Raw genomic sequence first — 685 nt, 5'->3', positions numbered from 1 at the left:
AAGCAGAAGCCGCAGAGCGTGCAAAACTGCGCTTCGAAGAGAAAAAAGCGCGTATGGAACGCGAAAAAGCAGAACGTGAGAACCGCTTCAAGAAAGCCGCGGATGACCGTCGAAAAGAGATGAAGTCAACAGGTGGTGATGATGCGATCGCCGCAGCCATTGCTCGTGTTAAAGCACAAAAATCGAACGAAGAGAATAAAGCTGAGCCAGCAGTTAAACCTGCTGTCGCGGCTGCCATTGCCAAAGCAAAAGCGAAGCAAGCCGCAGCAGCAAAAGTTGGTGCAACTGAGCCTGACAACTCCGAAATGGCAAAACTGCGTGAAGAGCGCAAGCGTCTTGCTCGTGAACGTAAAGCAGAAAAAGAACAAAGCGAAACCCCTGCTAACAATGCTGATGACAAAAAGTCCGCAGTTGCTGCAGCAATCGCGCGCGCGAAAGCGAAAAAAGCTCAGCAGGAAGAAAACGCATCTGAAGAGCCAGAAGATAAAAAAGCTGCAGTAGCCGCTGCTATTGCACGAGCAAAAGCGCGCAAAGCGCAACAAGAAACTGAATCTCAACCTGTTGAAGAAACAGCTTCTCAAAAGCCAGCCGAAGATCCAAAGAAAGCTGCAGTCGCTGCTGCTATTGCTCGTGCAAAAGCGCGTAAAGCGCAACAAGAGACTGAATCTCAACCTGTTGAAGAAAC

The 685-nt window shown here is 49.5% G+C and carries 1 pseudogene; it reads left to right on the top strand.

Going from position 1 to position 685, the window contains the following annotated elements:
• Window positions 1-685, top strand: a pseudogene (locus tag R7Q46_RS27320) (electron transport complex subunit RsxC); the annotation flags it as partial.

This window comes from Vibrio sp. 811, from assembly GCF_033339195.1.
Note: the sequence above shows the minus strand (reverse complement) of the source record. Positions and strands in the feature narration are given on the sequence as shown.